At 60.1% G+C, this 16,037-nt stretch carries 12 protein-coding genes; 5 read left to right on the top strand and 7 right to left on the bottom strand.

All coding sequences use genetic code 11. The annotated features are described in order from the left end of the window. Positions 1-56: 56 nt before the first annotated feature. The 5 genes from colR (at position 57) to ACM1ZW_RS02725 (ending at position 3,788) form a co-directional block, all read left to right on the top strand. Positions 57-740: a two-component system response regulator ColR gene (colR, locus tag ACM1ZW_RS02745; RefSeq protein ID WP_008032118.1), complete on the top strand. Its 684-nt coding sequence runs from the start codon at positions 57-59 to the stop codon at positions 738-740. Further along, on the top strand, positions 730-1,998 hold the full coding sequence (locus ACM1ZW_RS02740) for a sensor histidine kinase (protein ID WP_017340551.1): 1,269 nt from the start codon (positions 730-732) through the stop codon (positions 1,996-1,998). Before colR ends, ACM1ZW_RS02740 begins: the two co-directional genes overlap by 11 nt. A gap of 177 nt (positions 1,999-2,175) precedes the next feature. Further along, entirely contained in the window at positions 2,176-2,844 is a 669-nt protein-coding gene (locus ACM1ZW_RS02735; protein WP_414884270.1) for a class I SAM-dependent methyltransferase, read from the top strand. Positions 2,845-2,847: 3 nt separating this feature from the next. Beyond that, on the top strand, positions 2,848-3,558 hold the full coding sequence (locus ACM1ZW_RS02730; protein WP_414884219.1) for a lipopolysaccharide kinase InaA family protein: 711 nt from the start codon (positions 2,848-2,850) through the stop codon (positions 3,556-3,558). Positions 3,559-3,560: 2 nt separating this feature from the next. Continuing rightward, positions 3,561-3,788, top strand: coding sequence for a hypothetical protein (locus tag ACM1ZW_RS02725; protein WP_416740132.1), 228 nt, complete (start codon positions 3,561-3,563; stop codon positions 3,786-3,788). 114 nt (positions 3,789-3,902) lie between these two features. On the opposite strand, the gene ACM1ZW_RS02720 is transcribed toward ACM1ZW_RS02725, so the two are convergent. The 7 genes from ACM1ZW_RS02720 to ACM1ZW_RS02690 all read right to left on the bottom strand — a co-directional run bounded on the left by ACM1ZW_RS02720 (position 3,903) and on the right by ACM1ZW_RS02690 (position 15,811). Next, a complete protein-coding gene (locus tag ACM1ZW_RS02720; protein WP_416740131.1) occupies positions 3,903-6,938 on the bottom strand; it encodes a multidrug efflux RND transporter permease subunit in 3,036 nt (1,011 codons plus the stop codon). A gap of 13 nt (positions 6,939-6,951) precedes the next feature. Then, positions 6,952-8,100, bottom strand: a complete 1,149-nt coding sequence (locus tag ACM1ZW_RS02715; RefSeq protein ID WP_416740130.1) for an efflux RND transporter periplasmic adaptor subunit — start codon at positions 8,098-8,100, stop codon at positions 6,952-6,954. Positions 8,101-8,273: 173 nt separating this feature from the next. Then, the gene (locus ACM1ZW_RS02710) at positions 8,274-9,371 is read right to left on the bottom strand and encodes a DUF1513 domain-containing protein (RefSeq protein ID WP_416740129.1); all 1,098 of its coding nucleotides are present in this window, start codon (positions 9,369-9,371) and stop codon (positions 8,274-8,276) included. A gap of 14 nt (positions 9,372-9,385) precedes the next feature. Beyond that, complete coding sequence (locus tag ACM1ZW_RS02705; RefSeq protein WP_416740128.1) at positions 9,386-10,450, bottom strand: imelysin family protein; 1,065 nt, start codon at positions 10,448-10,450, stop codon at positions 9,386-9,388. Between the two features lie 27 nt (positions 10,451-10,477). Beyond that, a complete protein-coding gene (locus ACM1ZW_RS02700; RefSeq protein WP_416740127.1) occupies positions 10,478-11,905 on the bottom strand; it encodes a di-heme oxidoredictase family protein in 1,428 nt (475 codons plus the stop codon). Between the two features lie 210 nt (positions 11,906-12,115). Continuing rightward, entirely contained in the window at positions 12,116-13,459 is a 1,344-nt protein-coding gene (locus ACM1ZW_RS02695; RefSeq protein ID WP_414877840.1) for an imelysin family protein, read from the bottom strand. A 300-nt stretch (positions 13,460-13,759) separates the two neighbouring features. Further along, a complete protein-coding gene (locus tag ACM1ZW_RS02690; RefSeq protein WP_017340541.1) occupies positions 13,760-15,811 on the bottom strand; it encodes a putative bifunctional diguanylate cyclase/phosphodiesterase in 2,052 nt (683 codons plus the stop codon). Positions 15,812-16,037 lie beyond the last annotated feature (226 nt).

Genomic DNA, 16,037 nt, shown 5'->3' with positions numbered 1-16,037 from the left:
CAGGCCTTAAGCTGCGCGGGCCAAGACGGCCGTTACTGTGTACGGAGGAGGTGCCCATGCGCATTCTGTTGGTTGAAGATAACCGCGATATCCTGGCCAATCTGGCCGATTACCTGGGGCTCAAGGGCTACACCGTGGATTGCGCGCAGGATGGTTTGTCAGGCCTGCACCTGGCGGCCACCGAGCACTACGATTTGATCGTGCTCGACATCATGTTGCCCGGTATCGACGGCTACACCTTGTGCAAACGCCTGCGCGAAGACGCCCGTCGCGACACGCCGGTGATCATGCTCACAGCCCGCGATCAACTGGACGACCGCCTGCAAGGCTTCAAGTCCGGCGCCGACGATTACCTGATCAAACCCTTTGCCCTGTCTGAACTGGCTGCGCGGATCGAAGCCGTGATGCGTCGGGCACAGGGCGGCGGCCGTCGTACCTTGCAGGTCGGGGATTTGAGTTACGACCTCGATACCCTGGAAGTCACCCGCGAAGGGCGCTTGCTGAAGCTCAACCCGGTGGGCCTGAAGTTGCTGGCCGTGCTGATGCAGAAAAGCCCGCACGTCCTGCGCCGGGAAATTCTCGAAGAAGCCCTGTGGGGCGATGATTGCCCGGACAGTGACAGCCTGCGCAGCCACGTCCACCAATTGCGTCAGGTGATCGACAAACCGTTCGCCAAGCCTTTGCTGCAAACCGTGCACGGTGTGGGTTATCGCTTGGCCGAGGGCCGTGATGGAGTTTAGACAGAGCCTTGCTCAACGGATCATCATCGCCTTTGCGCTGATGAGCGCATTGGTGGCCGGGGCCTTCGCCATGGGGATTGTGGCGACCGTGCACCTGGTAGAAGAAAAACTGATTTCGGCAGGCCTCGGCGGGGATTTGCAACGCCTGCTGTTGATGGACAGTGTGTCGGACTGGAGCCATCGCCCCGAGCCGGACCAGCTGTTCTATTTCAGCGGCGGACCGGGCGATTTCGAGCTGCCCAAGGATTTGCGCCATCTTGATCCGGGTTTCCACGAAGTGTTTCGCGAGCAGCTGTCGTATCACGCGATGGTCGAAGTCGTCGATGGCCGGCGTTATGTGTTGCTGCAGGACCAGAGTGATTTCGAAGAACGGGAGCGGGTGTTGTTCGCCGTGGTGCTGGTGGGCTTCGTCCTGAGTCTGGCGTTGGCGGTATTCCTCGGCTGGATCCTGGCGCGCAAGGTGATGGCGCCTGTGGTGCGGCTGGCCCGTCAGGTGCGCCACCGCGACCAGTTGCTGGGGCTGGCGCCACCGCTGGCACCGGACTATGCCGCGGATGAAGTGGGCGAGCTGGCCGTGGCTTTCGACGCCACCCTCGGTCGCCTGCGCCAGGCATTGACCCGGGAGCGCTTGTTCACCAGTGACGTCAGCCACGAGTTGCGCACCCCGTTGATGGTGTTGGCCAGTTCCTGTGAGCTGTTGCTGGAAAACTCCGGCATCGACCAGCGCGGTCGGGCTCAGGTCGAACGAATCGCCCGTGCCTGCGAAGAGATGCGCGAGCTGGTGCAGACCTTTCTGATGCTGGCCCGGGCCCAACGTGAAGACGCCAGTATGGCGCCGCAACAGTCGCTGGCCCAGGTCGCCGACGGTCTGCTCAACCTGTGGCGCGAACCGATCGAGGCCAAAGGGCTGTCGCTGATGTTCGAACCGGGCAATCCGGACAGCACCTGCTACAACGCCACGCTTCTGCACGCGGTCATGGGCAACCTGTTACGCAATGCGCTGCATTACACCGAACAGGGTTTCATTCGCTTGACCCTGACCACTACGGGTTTCCGGGTCGAAGACAGTGGCGTAGGCATTCCCGAGGAAAAACGCGAAGCGATGTTCGAACCTTTCGTGCGGGGTAATGAAAAACGCGGCGAGGGCCTGGGACTGGGCCTGTCGCTGGTGCAGCGGATTTGCGAAAACCAGGGGTGGAGCGTCAGTCTGACCAACATGGAGCCTCATGGCTGTCGGTTTCAGGTGGAACTGGGTTAACCACCCTCGTACTGATCGAACGCCTGGTATTGGGTGGCCCTAAGCCATCATTTTGCTCATGTAAAACCCTGAAATAATTCGGGGGTTAACATGACAATTTTTTCACAAAGGCATGACCGGACGCTGACACGGCGCTACCTAAGGTAATTGTCATCAGACGTTCAGGAGTCCTTGATGATGGCCGCCCCGATCAAACTCGATTTTTCCGATAAATACGACGATCAGCATGCTCGGAAATACCTGCAAAAACATCAGGACGGCCTCGGTCGTCGACTGTCCCATTGGCGCGATGAACAACTGGCGCGCAAGGCACTGGCGTTGGTCGGCGAACCCGGACTTGTCCTCGATCTACCCTGTGGTGCCGGACGTTTCTGGCCATTGCTGGCGGAAAAAACCAACCGGGTGATCATCGGTGCGGACAACTCCGAATCCATGCTCAAGATCGCTTTGCAGGCGCAACCCGCGCAAGTCGTGAAAAGGGTACAACCCTTGCACACTTCTGCATTCGACATCGCCTTGCCTGATAACGCCGTCGACAGCATTTTTTGCATGCGTTTGCTGCACCACATCGGTGAAGCCGAGCATCGACTGGCCATTCTGCGTGAATTCGAGCGCGTCAGCCGTGACAGCGTGATCCTTTCGTTATGGGTCGACGGCAATTTCAAAGCCTGGAAACGCAAGCGCTCCGAGAAAAAGCGTGAACAGGAAGGTTACCAAAATCGGTTTGTGTTACCGGCTGCTACGGTCGAAAAGGAATTCGAGCAGGCGGGGTTCCGTATTCAGGAACAACTGGACTTTATACCGCTCTATGCCATGTGGCGGGTTTATGTATTACGCAAGAGGTAACTGATGGCAGTGCAATATGCAGCAGATGCGGACATCGATTCCCGGGACTTTGACTATTACTGGAACCAGCAGGGCGAATGGGTTGAAGAGCCTAACGTTCGTCGCGGTGGTGAAAGTGGTGTGCAACGCATCAAGAGCATTGATGGACAGTTGTTCTACGCCAAGCGTCAGAACGGGCATGTCTATCGCAGCTGGCAGTACCCGTTGGGTCGGCCGACGGTGCTGCGTGAGCGGGACGCGCTCATCGGGTTGAGTCGGATCGGCGTGCGTGTTCCGGAGATAATTTTCTGTGGTGCGCAACGCGATCCTGTCCACAAGTGGCGCGCGTTGTTGGTGACCAAGGCTCTGGACGGTTTTGAGGAAATCGAGCACTGGTACGCAGGCGGTGGCCGCGAACGTCATGGCGAGGCGGTGCATGATCGCGTGCTGAAGGAACTGGCCGATAACCTGGTGCGCATGCACAAGGGGCGGTGGCAGCACAGTTGCCTCTACATCAAGCACGTCTTTGTCCGGGTTACCGGTGAGGGCGAGGCGACGAAAGTCGAAGTTGCGTTGATCGATCTGGAGAAATGCCGTCAGCGTTTGACCGCCCGTCGCGCCGCGTCCCATGACCTGAAGCAACTGCGTCGCCACTCGTCGTTCAGCACGACAGACTGGAAGAAACTCGTCTACCTTTATGAGACAGCGTTTGGCAGCGCTATCAAGGGTTTATAGCAATGAAACTCGAAATTGCACGAGGTTTGTTTTTAATAGGAGCCTTGGCAGTTGCTTCACTGGCGGTGGCGGCTTGGGAGCAGCCCCGCACGCAAGTCCTCAGTTCAGTGAACGGGGACATGCGTTGTCCGATGCCACGGGTTGCAAAGGCAACCGTTGCAACCCAACCCGATCATGATTTATTGCTGTTCATGTTCGGACTTTCTCAAGGACTGAGGCCGCAGAGTTGACCAGATTGAAGCCCAAATAAAAGGCCTCGCATATGCGAGGCCTTTTGTTTATGCCTGATGACTCGAGACCTGCGTCGACCCTTGCAGGAGTCGGCTTTCTGGCTCCTACAGGGGTCAAGCGTTTACAGGTTTATCGGGTTTAGCCAACAACGTGTACACACACGGCAATACGAACAACGTAAACAACGTCCCGATCGACATCCCCGTAGCGATCACCGTGCCGATGTCGAACCGGCTGACAGCGCCCGCGCCCGTGGCAATGATCAACGGCACCATGCCGAACACCATCGCCGCGGTGGTCATCAACACCGGGCGCAGGCGTATGGCCGCTGCCTCCTCGACCGCCTCGCGCGGCGTCAGGCCCTTTTCCTTGCGCAGCTGGTTGGCGAATTCGACGATCAGGATCCCGTGCTTGCTGATCAGCCCGATCAGCGTCACCAGCCCGACCTGGGTGTAGATGTTCATGCTCGACCAGCCGAGGAACAGCGGGATCAACGCACCACAGATCGACAGCGGCACCGTTACCAGAATCACCAACGGGTCGCGGAAACTTTCGAACTGAGCCGCCAGCACCAGGAAAATGATCGCCAGCGCCAGGGCAAACGTCACCCACAGCGCGCTACCTTCCTGAACGTACTGCCGCGATGCCCCGGCATAGTCGACGGCAAAACCCGCCGGCGCCTCTTCCCGGGCAATCTGCCGCACCGCGTCGAGGGCTTCACCCATGCTCACCAGCGGAACCCCGGAGAGAATGGCCGAGTTGAGCTGCTGGAACTGATTCAATTGCCGTGGGCGGGCCCGGTCGGAAACGGTGATCAGGGTCGACAGGGCCAGCAGCTCACCCTTGGTGTTTTTCACGTAATAGTTGTTCAGCCAGCCGGGGTTGTCCCGGAATGGCCGTTCAACCTGCGCGATCACTTTGTAACTGCGGCCTTCAATGGTGAAACGGTTGATTTCCGCTTCACCCAGCAACGTCGCCAATGTCCCGCCCAGATCCTGCATCGACACACCCATCTGCGCGGCCTTGGCGCGATCGATATCGACCACGACTTCGGGTTTGTCGAACGCCAGGTCGACGTCGACGAAGGCGAATTTGCCGGACGCCATCGCGCGTTTCTTCACCCGGTCCATCACTTGCAACAGCGACTCGTAATCGTTGGCGGTATTGACGACGAACTGAAACGGTAGCCCCTCGCCGGTGCCCGGCAGGGAGGGCAGGTTGAAGCCGAAAACCTGCAATCCCGGAATGCTCTCCAGTTTGCTCTGCACCTCGGGCAGGATTTCCATTTGCGTGCGATCGCGCTCGTTCCACGGTTTGAGCAGGAAACCGCCAATCCCCGATTGCACGCCGTTGAAGCCGTTGATCTGGAACGAGGAGTAGTACTCGGGAAACGCCTTGAAGATGCTGATGAATTCGTCGGTGTAGGTGTTCAGGTAATCAAGGTTGGTTGGCTGCGGGGCGCTGGCCAGCATGAAGATGATGCCCTGATCCTCGTCCGGTGCCAGTTCCGACTTGGTGAAGGTGAGCAGCACCGGAATCAGGCACAGTACGATCACCGCGAACACCAGCACCACCGGCCGCGTGTTGAGCGTTCCGTGCAACAGACGCTGGTAGCGGCGCTTGAGGCCTTCGAAAATCAGGTCCAGCCGGTGAGCCAGGCCGCTGGGGTTTTCGTCGTGGCGCAGCAGGAAGGCGCACATCATCGGCGACAGCGTCAGGGCGACGATGCCGGAGATCACCACCGCCCCGGCCAGGGTCAGGGCGAACTCCTTGAACAGCGCTCCGGTGAGGCCGGTCAGGAAACCGATGGGCGCATAGACCGCCGCCAGGGTAATGGTCATCGAAACCACCGGCATGGCGATTTCCCGTGCACCCTCGATAGCCGCGTCCAGCGGGGGCTTGCCTTCCTCGATGTGCCGGTGAATGTTTTCCACCACCACGATGGCGTCGTCCACCACCAGGCCGATGGCCAACACCATCGCCAGCAGGGTCAGCAGGTTGATCGAGTAGCCCATCATCTGCATGAAGAACATCACGCCGATCATCGACAGCGGAATCGTCACCACCGGGATCACGACCGAGCGCAGCGCCCCGAGGAACAGGAACACGACCACGATCACGATCAGCACCGCTTCGAACAGGGTTTTCACCACTTCGTCGATCGAAGCCTGGATGAACAGTGTGGCGTCGTAGGCGATTTCACCCTTGAGGTTCGGCGGCAGCTGGGCCTCAAGGTCCGGCATGATCTTGCGCACTTCCTTGATCACGTCCAGCGGGTTCGCGCCGGGGGTGGCCTTGATGCCGATGTAGACCGAGGGCGTGCCACCAAAGGAGCTGATGGTGTCGTAGTTCTCCGCGCCCATTTCCACCCGCGCGACATCACTGAGCAGCACGCGGCTGTCACCATCGACCTTGAGTGGAATCGCAGCGAAGGCTTGCGCGGATTTGAGCTCGGTGTTGGCGTTGATGCTGGTGACCACGTACTCGCCTTTCACTTCACCGGCAGCGGAAAGGAAGTTGTACTTGCGCACGGCATCGGTCACATCGCTGGCGCTCAGGCCGAAGCCAGCCAGTTTCACCGGGTCCAGCCACAGGCGCATGGCGAACACCTGGTTGCCGAGAATCTCGGCCTCGGCCATGCCCGGCAAGGTGGCAAGTTTGGGCTGGATGACCCGCGACAGGTAGTCGGTGATCTGCGGGTTGCTCAGTTCCTTGCTGAAGAAGCTGATGTACATCAGCGCCGAGGCGTCGGCGGCCTCCTTGCTCAGTACCGGGTCTTCGGCGTCCTGAGGCAACTTGTTTTTCACTTCGTTGGCCTTGGCCAGCAACTCGGTGAACAATCGGTCGCTGTTGGAACCGACGCGCGCGTAGATCGAGATCACCGAGAAGTTCTGGCGACTGACCGAGGTCATGTAGTCGATGCCTTCGGCACTCGCCAGGCTTTGCTGCATCGGTTGCGTGATGTAGCCCTGGATGGTTTCGGCGTTGGCGCCGGGGTACGCGGTGGTCACCGTGATCAGGGCGTTTTCCATTTGCGGATACTGGCGCAGCGGTAGCTTGCTCCAGGCCTGGAAACCCAGCAGCACAATCAGCAGGCTGACCACGGAGGCGAGCACCGGGCGGCGGATGAACGGGTCGGTAAAAGCCATGGGGATTCCTTGATCAGTCCGCGCGCGGCGGGCTGTTCTGCTCGGCTAAAGTCTTGTCGTCGCTGATGGCAATGTGTGCGCCGTTGTCCAGTTTGATCTGGCCGGCGGTGACCACTTTTTCACCGTTGCGCACACCTTTGGCAATCACCACCACACCGTCGCGGCGTTCACCGGTTTCGATGAAACGGCGTTCGGCGATCAGGATGGGTTCACCCTTGGCGTCTTTTTCAACCTGGCCGTCTTCGGTTTTTTTCTGTGCGACGACGTACAGCGAATTGCCGTACAGCGTGTACGTGATCGCGCTTTCCGGCACGACGACGCGTAACTGCGGGTCGGGCAATATCACCTGCAGGTTGGCGAACATGCCCGGCAACAGTTTGCCGTCGGGGTTGGCCAGGGTCGCGCGGACCTGCATGTTGCGCGTGCTGTTCTCGAGTTTCGGATTGATCGCGCTGATGGTGCCGGGGAAGGTCTGCGTCGGGTAGGCCGCGACAATGATTTCGACCGGCTGACCGATGGCGATCTTCGGCACCGACTGCTCGGGCACGAAAAAGTCGACGTAGAGACTGCTGAGGTCTTGCAGAGTGGCAATCATGGTGCCGCTGGCAAGATAGTCGCCAACGTCCACCTGGCGAATGCCGATAGTGCCGCTGAAGGGCGCAACGATGCTTTTTTTGCCGAGCGCAGCCTTGAGTTGATTGACGGTGGCTTTGCTTTTTTTCAGCACCGCCGAAAGACGGTCGAATTCGCCTTTGGAAATGGCCTGGCTGCCCACCAGTTGGCTACCGCGACCGTAATCGAGCTGGGCCAGCCCGAGGTCGGCCTGGGCGGTTTCCAGAAAGGCAGTTTCCACGGCGCTGTCGAGACGCATGAGGGGTTGGCCGGCCTTGACCTTCTGCCCTGACTCGAACTGCAAATCGATGACGGTGCCGTCGGTTTCCAGGCTCAGGTCTACGCCTTGCAGCGCCGTGAGCGTGCCGACGGTAGGCAGGCGGGCTTGCCAGGGCCGTTCGATGGCCGTGGCCACGGCAACGCTTATAGGCGGTTTCGGCGCGGAGAAGCCTTGAATCATCGTGTAGATGGAGAAGGCTTTATAACCGGCCAGGACCAGCACGACCAGCAGAACAACACCCAACATGATCAGCATGCGGCGACGCAGCATATTTCCAGTTCCTTGGAGAAATCATGAGACAGACGGGAACATTACTCCGAGAGCGGCAGTGAATCCAACTGCCACTTTTCACAGGCGAGCATGCACTGCGGGGGAACAAAAAACCTGTGGTGAGGGAGCAAGCTCCCTCACCACAGGTTAGATCCACCGAAAGGGAGGTGGCGTCAGATCAAATGAAGGTGGTTGTCCCAAAGCCCCGCAGGCAGCTCTAACGGTTTAGCAACCAGATCGGTCTGGCGGCAATCGTAGTAACGGCAACGCCCTTGACCCGACGTCACGACAAAACCGTCAGCCACTGCACCGACCCCGGCGCAATCGGGAAGTGGCGCATCGAGGCGCACTTCACCGCTGTCCAGGTCCCAGATGAAAAAGCGATTGCCCCGTGGCGCGGTCAACGCGACCAGCCGCAAGTCACTGTGTACCGCGACGCTGGCGGTGTAATGCCCCATCGCCTGCAACTGGTGCTCGGGCACCGGGAACGCCACGAACGCCTGACCGGGCCGCTTGATGGCCAACAGTTCCGAAGATTCGTGGGACGGGCCCATGAATTGCTGACCGGCGACGATGGTGCCGTCACTGGCGATCCCCAGGTGCCGCACGCTGTTCATCTGCTGGGCGAGGGTTTCCTTGCTCAGTAAAGTACCGTCGCGTTGCATCAGCACCAGGCTCGGCTCCATGGCGTTCAGGTTCATCTCGACCCGGCTTTCCGCCTCGGTGCGAATCCCGCCGTTGGCCACCACCAGGGTTTCGCCATCGGGCATCCACGACACCTGATGCGGGCCGATACCGTGGGTGGACATTTCGCCACTGTGCACGAGGCGCTCGCCTTCGAACTTATACACACCGAGCAAGCCGCGACCCGGGTCGGTCGTGTCGTTCTCGGTGGCGTACAGCCAGTCGCCGCTGTGGTGAATCACCGCGTGACCATAGAAATGGCGGTTCGGCTGCGAGGCTACGGTTTGCAACAGCGTGCCGTCGCGCAGGTCGATCAGGTAGCTCTCGGTGCCTGGGCGACGGGCGACAAACAGCGCAATCGGCAGGGCCGGATGATTGATGATGTCGTGGCAACGCTGACCGACCTGGGTAGCGAATACCCGTGTACCGTCCAACCGATATCCGACGGCGTAATGCTTGCCGTCCGTATCGTCCCGCGCCGAGAGCAATAGCGGGCTCTTGTCCTTTTGCTTGAACAGCGTCCAGCCGCCCAGTGTCACTGCTCCCAGCAGCAAACTACCTAACGTCAGAGCCTGTCGTCGCAGCATGGCACTCGCCCTCATCAGTCACCGTCGTTGGCGTTGAAGCCCAGTTGGATGCCCAGCGCCTTGGCCAGCTCGCCTTCGTGCAGGCGATGGACCACGTTGAGGCTGTCGTAGAGGTCGTTGAGCTGTTGGCGACCGGCGTCGTCGTTGAGCATCTCGGTCAGTGAGCGCTGGTTGCTGGCGAACAGCTTCAGCGAGGAGGCATAAGCGGCGTCGATCTTGTCGGCCAACGGCTTCTGCTCGCTCGGCAACAAGCCGCGCAGGCCTTTGTTGTCGACACCTTCCCAGACGGTTTTGGCGGCGGCGAGGCTGGCTTCGAGGCCGGTCAGGGAAGACTGGCTGCGCCATGCATCGGCCTGGAACGGTTGCGGCACGCCCTTGCTCTGACGGCCCATCGGCGTGCCGAGTTTTTTCTTCAGGCTGTCCAGGGCGGTGACCTGCACGCGCAGCAGATCGGCGATGGCCTCGTGGGAATCGGCGTAGCGCTGGTTCGGAAACTTGCTCATCTGCGCGAGCATGCCGTCGGTGTTGTTCCAGCTTTTCAGAATGTCTTCGGCCATCAGTTTCTGGCGCTCGCCAATCGCTTTCAGCAGCGGGCAGTACTTGGCTTTCTGCGCGTCGTTGGCCACGTCAGGCTTGTTGTCGAACAGGATGTATTCGTAGGCCGAGAGGCCCTGAACCACAACGCTGGATTTGGCCAGCGCCGCGGCATCGATCTGCGGCTGGGCGTCGACCATTTGCTCGACCTGACGGCCGACAAGGTTTTTCTTGTCCGGCCAGAACTGCACCTGCCAGGCGCGATTGCCTTCAGCCAGCGGACCGATCAGCAGCGGTTGCAGCTCGGCCCAGGCTTTCTGCGCGTGCAGGAAGTCGGCGCGGGCGGTGTCGAGATTTTCCTTGCCTTCGCAGTAGGCCAGCGCGCTGACAGCCAGTTGGCGGTCGGCTTCAACCCAGCGGGTGTAGGTCGGCAGGATCACCGACTTGGCAATGGCCGCCGACGTGACAGCTTGCGGATCCTGCGGTGAGCAGGCACCAAGGGCGAGTGCGGCAAGGCTGGTGAATAACAACTTGGGACGGAACATGTCGGGCTCCCGATTCTTTATAAGTGTTTAAAGGGAATTCAAAAATGCCAGCAACGCGGCGCGCTGTTCGGCGTTGAAAGACAAAACCTGTTGCTGCGCGGCCTGCGCCTCGCCGCCATGCCAGAGCACGGCTTCGAGCAGATTGCGAGCGCGGCCGTCATGCAGGAATTGGGTGTGGCCACTGACCGCCTGCGTCAGGCCGATGCCCCACAACGGCGGGGTGCGCCAGTCGCGGCCACTGGCCTGGAATTCGCTGCGGTTGTCAGCCAGTCCGTCGCCCATGTCGTGCAGCAGCAGATCGCTGTAGGGGCGAATCACTTGATTGGCCAGTTCAGGTTCTGCCGCGTTGGCGGCAGTGGTGTATTTCGGTGTGTGACAGGACTGGCAGCCGGCCTGGAAAAACAGGCTCTTGCCGGCCAGCACTTCAGGCGTGCCGACGTCGCGTCGGGCCGGTACGGCCAGGTTACGGCTGTAGAACAGCACCAGACGCAGGATGTTGTCGCTGACTTCCGGTTCGCCCTCCGGGCCATTGCCGCTGGGCGCTTGTTTGCACGCGGTTTGCGCATCGGTGCAGTCGTCCATCGGGCGCAGGCTTGTGGTGAGGCCCATGTCTCCCGAAAACGCATGAACGTTTTGTTGATTGAGGTTCGGTTGCCCGGCCTTCCAGCCAAATCGTCCGAGGACGGTTTTCTGTTGGGCGTCATCCCAGACCTGGTTCGGGCGTCCGGCGATACCGTTTTTCTCTTTTGCCTGAGCCTCGGCATTGGCCAGGATCGCCTCATCGGGGATGGCTTCAAGCAAGCCGAGGCCAATCATGGGTGGCGCGACCCTGGCCGAGAAACGGGTGTCAGGGTGCATCGGACCGTACCCCAGTTGGGTGATGTTCAGGCTGGGTTTGCGTAATTCGATCTCGGTGCCGTCCTTGAAGCGGACCGGCACCGGCGTGTAGTCGACCCGCACCTTGCCTTCCGGAAGTACACCGGGGATGGCCATGTCCTGGAGTTGCCCGCCGTAGACCGGCTCGGGGACCACGCCGAGCTGTTCGATGATTTTGGCGTAGGCCGGCGCATCAGGGATCGACAGGCGCACCAGCATCGACACGGCGCTCTGCGCATCAGGCGTGGGCGGATGACCGCGGCCGTCCTTGATGTGGCAGTTCTGGCAGGCGTTGGTGTTGAACAACGGCCCGAGGCCGTCCCGGGCGGTGGTGGTCGACGGGGCGATCACCCACGGGTTGCGGAAGAAGCTGTTGCCGACGCTGAAGTCCACACGCCGGGAGGGCGGCAGATTGGCGGAGGGCAGGGAGAAGGCGTTCTGATCGGTCTTGCGCACGGTCGCGGCGCCACCGGACCGGGCTTCACCGGGTTCGGCTTTGGTAAAACGCGGGGCGTCATCGCAGGCACTCAAGCCCAGGGCCAGAAACAGTGCGGACAAGCGAAGAGGCAGCGAAGGCATCAGACATCCTGCAAGACGAGCAAAACAAGGGCGCAAAGTCTAACAGGGCAGTGGAGATTGAATAAGAGGAATTATCGTTTGGTTGATGTGGAGCAGGGTTTTTCAAAACTGTCATCACTCTTACTGATTCAGCACCGTCCAATGTGGGAGCGGTGTTCGGACCAATAAAAAAGGCGACCCGAAGGTCGCCTTTTGTTCAGCCAGCGTTGATCAGAACTCGTGATCAGCGTTGTCCGGGTTCAGGTCGCTGATGCCCAGTTTGCCGGCGGCGGCTTCGATCGAACCGGTCTGTTTGACCAGCGAAGCGATGGCGTCACGGACGATCTGGTTACCGGCAGTGTTGCCGGCGGCGATCAATTGGTCGTAGTGCTCACCCTTGTTGGCGTGATCGACGATGACCTGCATCTTGGCTTCGGTCGCAGCCAGGTCGGCCTTCAGCGCGGTGTCGGCAGCCGGGTCGGCCTTGGCCACCAGGGACGACAGGCTGGCGCCGGTCATTTTGGTGCCGTCGACGCGGGTGTATTCGCCCAGGTACACGTTACGAACGCCTTTGGCATCGTAGAACTGCGAGTTGTGGGTGTTGTCGCTGAAGCAGTCGTGTTCGTCTTCCGGGGAGTTGGCTTCCAGGGAAACCTTCATCCGCTCGCCCGCCAGTTCGCCCAGGGACAGGCTGCCCATGCCGAACAGCATTTTGCGCAGGCCGGATTCGGCCGGTTCCGCTTCCAGGGTGGCGCGGTAGTTGTCGGCCACGTTCGGTTTCCAGTTACCGACCATTTCTTCAAGGTCGCTGACCAGCAGCTGGGTCACCGACTTCAGGTAAGCGCGACGACGATCGTTGTGACCGCCCGTAGCGCCTTTGCCTTCCAGGTAGTCGGAAGCTGGGCGGTTGCCGGCGCCAGGGCCGGTGCCGTTCAGGTCCTGGCCCCAGAGCAGGAATTCGATGGCGTGGTAACCGGTGGCGACGTTGGCCTCGGAACCGCCCAGCTCGTTCAGGCTGGCGAGTTTTTCCGGGGTGATGTCCTTGACGTCGATCTTGTCTTCGCCGACCTGAACCTGAGTGTTGGCGATGATGTTGGCCGTGGCACCCGGGTTACCCAGGGCGTGCTCGTAGGATTTGTCGACGTAGTCGATCAGGCCTTCGTCCAGTGGCCAGGCGTTCACCTGACCTTCCCAGTCGTCGATGATGGTGTTGCCGAAGCGGAACACTTCGCTCTGCAGGTAAGGAACGCGAGCTGCGACCCAGGCAGCCTTGGCGGCTTTCAGGGTGTCGGCGTTCGGCTTGGCGAGGAAAGCGTCGATAGCGGTTTGCAGGGTCTTCGCAGTGGATTCGGCATCGCTGTAAACGGCGAAGACGATGTCGGCGTAGTGCGCGACAACGGCTTTGGCGGCGGCTTCGTCGACTTTACTGGTCGCTGCGGGTGCGGCAGCCGGTGCAGCGGTGCTGGCGGACGGAGTCGGCGCTGGAGCGGCAGCTTTGTCTTTGCCTTCGCCACAACCGGCGAGGGAAATAGCGATGGCCAACAGACTGGCGGTAGCCAGAGGCATACGAATCATGGCGAACATCCTGCTTCGAAAGGGGGGTGGAATGGCGCAGCAAGCGCGCGAAACTGCGACATAATGCAAATCTTTCGCATTATCTGTAAAGGGTTGTGCTTGTAAATATGTCTTATTCACACGAATGAATGCCAGCAGCATGACCTGTATCAGCTGGCAATCACTGTGGCGAGGGGAGCTTGCTCCCGCTGGAAAGTGCAACAGTCGTAATCAGGTCGACTGGAATTTTCTGTCAGAACCGTGGGGGCAGGATTTGGGGCGGCTTTGCCAGTCAGCGGGAGCAAGCTCCCTGCCACAGGTTCAGAGGATCGCGGCATTACTGCGCTGGGCCTGTTTCAGGTAAGCGCCCAGTTCTCGCGCCGGCAGCGGTTTGCTGTAGAAGTAGCCCTGACCTTCATGGCAGCCTTCAGAGATGATGTAGGCCTCTTGTTCGATGGTTTCCACACCTTCGGCAATGACCTGCATGCCCAGGCTCTTGCCCAACTGAATGATGGCCCGGACGATGGTCGCATCGTCGTCGTCATCGAGCAGGTCCTGAACGAAGCTCTTGTCGATCTTGATCTTGTCCAGTGGCAGGCTTTTCAGATAACTGAGCGATGAGTACCCGGTGCCGAAGTCGTCGATGGCGATCAGCGCGCCGGAGCGACGCAGGCTCAGCAGGTGCTGGGCGGCGGTGCTGATGTCTTCCATCAGGCCGGTTTCGGTGACTTCCAGCTCCAGGCTGCGGGGTGGCAGGCGGTACATCTGCAGCAGGTTGTTGACCACTCGCGGCAGTTCGGCGTGGTGCAACTGGACGGTGGACAGGTTCACGGCCATGCGCAGGTCGGTGAAACCCTGGTCATGCCAGTCGCGCAATTGTTTGCAGGCCTGATCCAGCACCCATTCGCCGATGGCGATGATGGTGCCGTTCTGCTCGGCCAGCGGGATGAACAGGTCCGGTGGCACCAGCCCATGTTCGGGATGCTGCCAGCGAATCAATGCTTCGACGCCCACTACCCGATGATCGCGGTAGCTGATCTGCGGTTGGTAGACCAGGTAGAACTGGTCGCGCGCCAGGGCGTCGCGCAGGTCTTTTTCCAGCTCGCGACGGCGACGCATTTCAGTGTCGACGCTGGCGATATAGAACTGATAACGGTTGCGCGAGCGGGTCTTGGCCAGGGTCATGGTCTGCTCGGCCTTTTGCAGCAGCTTCTCGGTGCTGTCACCGTCCTCGGGGAACAGGGTGATGCCGATGGTGGCGCGCAGTCGAATTTCCTGATGATCGAGGGCGAACGCCGCTTCGAGATCATCGAGAATGCTCTGGGCCAGTTCGGCCGCTTCGTAGGGTTGTTCGATATCGGCCTGAACGAGGGCGAACTGGTCGCCACCGAGGCGGGCGAGGGCGCCGAGGCGACCGCTGTGGGCCCGCAGGCGATCAGCCAGGGCCAGCAACAACTGGTCGCCGGTCTGATAGCTGAACTGTTCGTTGATGCCCTTGAAGTCATCGAGGCCGACACACAGCACCGCAACCCGCCGCTGCAACTTGCCGGCGTCGACGAGAATCTTGTCCAGTTGTTGCTGCAATTGCTGGCGGTTCGGCAGACCGGTGAGGAAGTCGTATTGGGCCATGCGCAGCAGGCTGTTTTCCGCTTCGTGGCGCAGGTGCGTGTTGCGTTCGATGGATTCGAGCAACTGGTTGGCGGTGTTGATCCAGATGCCCAGTTCGTTTTTTTCGTGGCCCCTGAGCTGCGGAATCTTATGCTCGCTCGGGCGGTCCGGGTTGATTTCGGTGAGGTGCTCGATGATCCGCGACAACGGTTTGGTCAGCAGCCAGTGATAGACCAGATACAGCACCAGCCCCATGGCCAGGGCCCGCAATACACCGGAAATGAAGATGATCACCGAATTGACGATAAATCCCTCGCCGTACGTGGCGGTGTCGAGGGTGATGCTCAGGTCGCCGTAGTACTCGCTGTAGGGGCCGCGACCCACCAGTTGAGTGGTGAAGGTGCGTTCCTTGCCCAGGATCAGGTCGGTCAGCCAGCGACTGCTGGATTGCTGCAGGTCGCGGGATTTTTGCGCGAGCATGGCTTCATTGGGATGGCCGATGGAGGCCTGGCGCACAGCGTCGTCCTGGAACAGGCCTTCGATCACCTGCATGCCCATTTCCCGGTCCAGGCTGTAGACGGCCTGGGTCGAGGGGTCGCGGAACATGTCGAGGATGCGCTGGGCATCGCTGGCCACGGCCTGGCGTGTTTTATAGGCATCGAAAACGATCTGCGCGCAGCTCAAGACCACGCCGACGATCAATGCCGACAGGAGCACGACCCGGAGCAACTTTACCGACAAGCTGTTCTTGAGTTCCAGCTTCAAAGAGTCATTCCTTGTTCCGTGCAGGTAGCATCAAGTTGCCATGAGTATTGGCAATCCCGTGATGGCAGTCAAAGGGACAATCAAACACAGGGGAATTTGCCTGTGGGTTGGCCGAAATGCTGTTGCCTGGAGTATTTGTCCTATTAGTACTGTGTCGGTAGTCGAGTCCTTCAACTTGAGGGGAGGGTAGAGATATTTTCCATTTGGTTGATGTTAGACGGCTATG

The organism is Pseudomonas sp. NFX71, assembly GCF_048079215.1.
GTDB classification, from domain to species: domain Bacteria; phylum Pseudomonadota; class Gammaproteobacteria; order Pseudomonadales; family Pseudomonadaceae; genus Aquipseudomonas; species Aquipseudomonas fluorescens_B.
This window is presented reverse-complemented; position numbering and strand designations above follow the sequence as displayed.

Bases quoted from the DNA above. Each gene is read 5' to 3' on its own strand.
- colR (WP_008032118.1), top strand. From the start codon at position 57: ATGCGCATTCTGTTGGTTGAAGATAACCGCGATATCCTGGCCAATCTG.
- ACM1ZW_RS02740 (WP_017340551.1), top strand. From the start codon at position 730: ATGGAGTTTAGACAGAGCCTTGCTCAACGGATCATCATCGCCTTTGCG.
- ACM1ZW_RS02735 (WP_414884270.1), top strand. From the start codon at position 2,176: ATGGCCGCCCCGATCAAACTCGATTTTTCCGATAAATACGACGATCAG.
- ACM1ZW_RS02730 (WP_414884219.1), top strand. From the start codon at position 2,848: ATGGCAGTGCAATATGCAGCAGATGCGGACATCGATTCCCGGGACTTT.
- ACM1ZW_RS02725 (WP_416740132.1), top strand. From the start codon at position 3,561: ATGAAACTCGAAATTGCACGAGGTTTGTTTTTAATAGGAGCCTTGGCA.
- ACM1ZW_RS02720 (WP_416740131.1), bottom strand. From the start codon at position 6,938: ATGGCTTTTACCGACCCGTTCATCCGCCGCCCGGTGCTCGCCTCCGTG.
- ACM1ZW_RS02715 (WP_416740130.1), bottom strand. From the start codon at position 8,100: ATGCTGCGTCGCCGCATGCTGATCATGTTGGGTGTTGTTCTGCTGGTC.
- ACM1ZW_RS02710 (WP_416740129.1), bottom strand. From the start codon at position 9,371: ATGCTGCGACGACAGGCTCTGACGTTAGGTAGTTTGCTGCTGGGAGCA.
- ACM1ZW_RS02705 (WP_416740128.1), bottom strand. From the start codon at position 10,450: ATGTTCCGTCCCAAGTTGTTATTCACCAGCCTTGCCGCACTCGCCCTT.
- ACM1ZW_RS02700 (WP_416740127.1), bottom strand. From the start codon at position 11,905: ATGCCTTCGCTGCCTCTTCGCTTGTCCGCACTGTTTCTGGCCCTGGGC.
- ACM1ZW_RS02695 (WP_414877840.1), bottom strand. From the start codon at position 13,459: ATGATTCGTATGCCTCTGGCTACCGCCAGTCTGTTGGCCATCGCTATT.